The following is a 3,739-nucleotide window of genomic DNA, read 5'->3' on the forward strand; positions in this document are numbered from 1 at the left end:
TTGCGCAAATTTAACTTTTTTTCATTTACACAAGTCATATTTATGTGATTTAATATGAAATATTTCCATTCCTTTGGATTTTTAATTATCAATTTCCTAAAGGTCCTGATGCAAATCTACCCCACTAAAGCGACAGAACCTGTCGTGTTTTTCCATAAAAAAAACCTTTGAAAAAATTCAAAGGTTTTACTTATCTCTATTCAAAAGAATTTCTTCTATATCTTTCAGCGTAAATCCTTTCGCTTTTAGCAGAATGAGTAGGTGGTATAAGAGATCTGCGGCTTCATTTTTAAAGAGCAGATCATTATCATCTTTAGCTTCAATAACCAATTCCACAGCTTCCTCTCCTACTTTTTGAGCCATTTTATTCATTCCCCTCTGATACAGCGAATAAGTGTAGGAATCTTTAGTCTTATTGTCAATTCTTTGAGCTATTTTTTCTTCCAGTTCATACAAGAACCCTTTTGAATCTTTTTCGCCAAAGCAGCTGAAACTTCCGGTATGGCATACTACATTGGTGGGAATCACCTTAATCAGTAGGGTATCCTGGTCACAATCAATATCTATACTTTCTACTCTTAAAAAGTTGCCTGATTCTTCCCCTTTTGTCCAGAGCCTGTTTTTGGAACGACTGAAAAAGGTAACTGTTTTTTCTTTTTTGGTCTTTTCAAAAGCTTCTTCATTCATATAGCCTAGCATCAGAACCTGCAACGTCCGGTTATCCTGAATCACTACAGGAACAAGCCCGTTATCTTTATTAAAATCAATATTCATCGTACTTCTATTTTTTGAGTTTTTAATTGTTGCTTTACATCCTGAATCTTTATTTCATTAAAGTGGAATATACTGGCTGCCAATGCTCCTGTGGCTCTTGTTTCATTGAATACTTTAATAAAATCATCTGCAGATCCGGCACCCCCTGAAGCAATAACAGGAATTGTCACCCTTTCTGAAACCAGTTTCGTAATGTTGAGATCAAACCCACTTTTAGTACCGTCACCATCCATAGAAGTTAAAAGAATTTCCCCGGCTCCCAGGGCTTCTGCTCTTCTTGCCCATTCTAAAGTATCTAGTTCTGTCGCTTCTCTTCCTCCTTTAATGTGAACAAAATTGGTTGAGCCCACTTTTTTGGTGTCTATAGCAACTACAATACATTGACTACCGAATTCACTGGCTAATTCAGAAATAAGTTTCGGATCTTTTACTGCTGAAGAATTGATACTTATTTTATCAGCTCCAGCTTCCAAAAGTTTTCTCACGTCTTCTACAGAGGCAATGCCGCCACCAACAGTAAATGGAATACTCAATTCCTGAGCGATTTTTCTTACCAGTTCTACAAATGTTTTCCTGTTTTCAATGGTAGCTGTAATATCAAGAAAGACAAGCTCATCAGCACCTTCCGATTCATATTTTTTAGCGAGTTCTACAGGATCTCCGGCATTTTTCAGATCCTCAAAATTGATTCCCTTTACAGTACTTCCATCCTTAATGTCCAGGCATGGAATAATTCTTTTTTTAAGCATTTTCAATAAAATTTTGAAGTTGTTGGAGGCTTATTTTTCCTTCATAAATAGCCTTCCCGATAATAGTTCCTGAACATCCTATATCTTTCATTTTATAAACATCTTTGATCTCCGAAATACCGCCACTGGCCACCAGTTGCAATGATGTTTTATATAGAATTTCAATATAAAGTCCGGTGGAAGGACCTTCCAGCATTCCATCCTTCGAAATATCCGTACATATGGTGGTTTGCATCCCCTTTTTCTGATATTCAAGAATAAAATCAATGATATCTTTATCACTTTCCTCCAACCAGCCGGAAGTTTTAATTTTCCTGTTTTCACAGTCTGCTCCCAGAATAATTTTTTCGGGTCCATACTTTTCAATGGCTTTGAAGCAAAATTCAGGATCCTGAACTGCAATGCTCCCCAATGTAATCTGCTTCGCACCGGAATTAAAGGCTGTTTCAATATCCTCTGAAGTTTTTAATCCACCTCCAAAATCAATATGTAAAGAAGTAGACTTTGCAATAGTTTCAAGCACTTTCTGATTCACAATATGCTTTGATTTTGCTCCATCAAGATCCACCAGGTGAAGAAACTGAATACCAAAGTCTTCAAATTCCCTGGCTACTTCCACAGGATCTTCATTGTATATTTTTTTCGTGTTGTAATCTCCTTTGGATAAACGCACACATTTTCCTTCAATAATATCGATAGCCGGAATAATCTTCATCATGATAAGTTTATAAAATTACTTAATATCTGACTGCCTACACTTCCCGATTTTTCCGGGTGAAACTGAACCGCATAAAAGTTATCTTTCTGCAGAGAAGCACTGAACGGAAGGATATAATCACAAACTGAAGTGGTATACTCCGACAACTCACAGTAATAGCTGTGAACAAAATACACATCATTTTGAGGTTCAACTCCTGAAAATAATGAAGATTTCTGGTCTGAAACGGTATTCCAACCCATATGAGGAACGAGTTCCAGAGGCGGAAATCTTTTAACACTGATATTGAAAATCCCCATTCCTTCGGTATTTCCTTCCTCATTTCCTTTACACATCAGCTGCATTCCCAGGCATATTCCCAAGACAGGCTGCTTCAATGTAGGGATAAGAGTATCCAACCCTCTTTCCTTCAAAAGTTTCATAGTTGATGAGGCCTCGCCTACACCTGGAAAAATCACCTTATCAGCTTTCAGGATGAGTTCTGGGTCATCTGTTACCACCGAAGTGATATTTAACCTGTTTAAAGCGTTCTGTACGGAGCTTACGTTCCCTCCGTTATATTTTATTATTGCAATCATATTATAAACTTCCTTTGGTTGAAGGTAAATTATAGTTGGCATCAGATTGATTGACTGCCATTTTCACTGCTTTTGCAAAAGCTTTGAAGATAGATTCTATCTTGTGGTGTTCATTCTCTCCTTCTGCTTTAATATTTAAATTGGTTTTTGAAGAATCGGTAAATGATTTAAAGAAGTGGAAGAACATTTCTGTAGGAACATCTCCTATTTTCTCTCTTTTGAATTCAGCATCCCAAACCAGCCAAGGCCTGCCGCCGAAATCAATGGCTACTTGTGAAAGACAATCATCCATTGGAAGCAGAAAACCATATCTTTCAATTCCTTTTTTCTTTCCTAGGGCTTTTAGAATGGCCTCCCCCAATACAATTCCCGTATCTTCAACCGTGTGGTGTTCATCTACCTGAAGATCTCCGCTAACTTTGATCTTAAGATCCATATTCCCGTGTCTAGCAATCTGATCCAGCATGTGATCAAAAAAGTTCAGGCCTGTTGAGATTTCAGATTGACCTTTTCCATCGATATTGACCTCAATTTCTATTTCCGTTTCATTAGTTTTTCTGTAGACTTTTGCCTTTCTCATTCCGGACTTTAAGAACTGGTAGATTTCGTTCCATTGTGTTGTTGTAAGACTTGCCTCTTCATTAAAGTTTTGGTTGAGAAAAATAGATTTAGATCCCAAATTTTTAGCCAGTTGAACATCTGTAATTCGATCACCAATTACATAAGAATTTTTCAGATCATAATCACCATAAATGTATTTAGCCAACATCCCTGTCCCAGGTTTTCTGGTGGGCAAATTTTCACTTTCAAAGCTTTTATCAATCAAAATATCACTGAAAATAATGCCTTCGTTTTCAAAAGCCCTAAGCATTTTTTCATGGGGTTTAATGAAGTCTTCAAAAGGAAAACTTTCTGTTCCC

At 37.0% G+C, this 3,739-nt stretch carries 5 protein-coding genes; all 5 read right to left on the reverse strand.

Annotated elements, in window-relative coordinates:
* Positions 1-186 precede the first annotated feature (186 nt).
* Positions 187-774 carry a bifunctional phosphoribosyl-AMP cyclohydrolase/phosphoribosyl-ATP diphosphatase HisIE gene (gene hisIE, locus BBH99_RS10445; protein WP_066695297.1) on the reverse strand — a complete coding sequence of 196 codons (588 nt, stop codon included), beginning with the start codon at positions 772-774 and terminating at the stop codon, positions 187-189.
* Complete coding sequence (hisF, locus tag BBH99_RS10450) at positions 771-1,523, reverse strand: imidazole glycerol phosphate synthase subunit HisF (protein WP_066695299.1); 753 nt, start codon at positions 1,521-1,523, stop codon at positions 771-773. Before hisF ends, hisIE begins: the two co-directional genes overlap by 4 nt.
* Positions 1,516-2,238 (reverse strand): 1-(5-phosphoribosyl)-5-[(5-phosphoribosylamino)methylideneamino]imidazole-4-carboxamide isomerase, encoded by a 723-nt coding sequence (gene hisA, locus BBH99_RS10455; protein ID WP_066695301.1) that lies wholly within the window; start codon positions 2,236-2,238, stop codon positions 1,516-1,518. The genes hisF and hisA overlap by 8 nt, the downstream gene beginning before the upstream one ends.
* Positions 2,238-2,819, reverse strand: coding sequence for an imidazole glycerol phosphate synthase subunit HisH (hisH, locus tag BBH99_RS10460; RefSeq protein WP_066695303.1), 582 nt, complete (start codon positions 2,817-2,819; stop codon positions 2,238-2,240). Before hisH ends, hisA begins: the two co-directional genes overlap by 1 nt.
* 1 nt (position 2,820) lies before the next feature.
* On the reverse strand, positions 2,821-3,739 hold a 919-nt coding region (gene hisB / locus BBH99_RS10465; protein WP_083188807.1), incomplete at its 5' end, for an imidazoleglycerol-phosphate dehydratase HisB.

Origin of the sequence: Chryseobacterium contaminans, assembly GCF_001684955.1 — a bacterium.
Lineage (GTDB): Bacteria > Bacteroidota > Bacteroidia > Flavobacteriales > Weeksellaceae > Chryseobacterium > Chryseobacterium contaminans.

What these genes read in the sequence shown, in the direction of transcription:
- hisIE (WP_066695297.1), bottom strand. Translation starts at nt 774, where the DNA reads ATGAATATTGATTTTAATAAAGATAACGGGCTTGTTCCTGTAGTGATT.
- hisF (WP_066695299.1), bottom strand. Translation starts at nt 1,523, where the DNA reads ATGCTTAAAAAAAGAATTATTCCATGCCTGGACATTAAGGATGGAAGT.
- hisA (WP_066695301.1), bottom strand. Translation starts at nt 2,238, where the DNA reads ATGAAGATTATTCCGGCTATCGATATTATTGAAGGAAAATGTGTGCGT.
- hisH (WP_066695303.1), bottom strand. Translation starts at nt 2,819, where the DNA reads ATGATTGCAATAATAAAATATAACGGAGGGAACGTAAGCTCCGTACAG.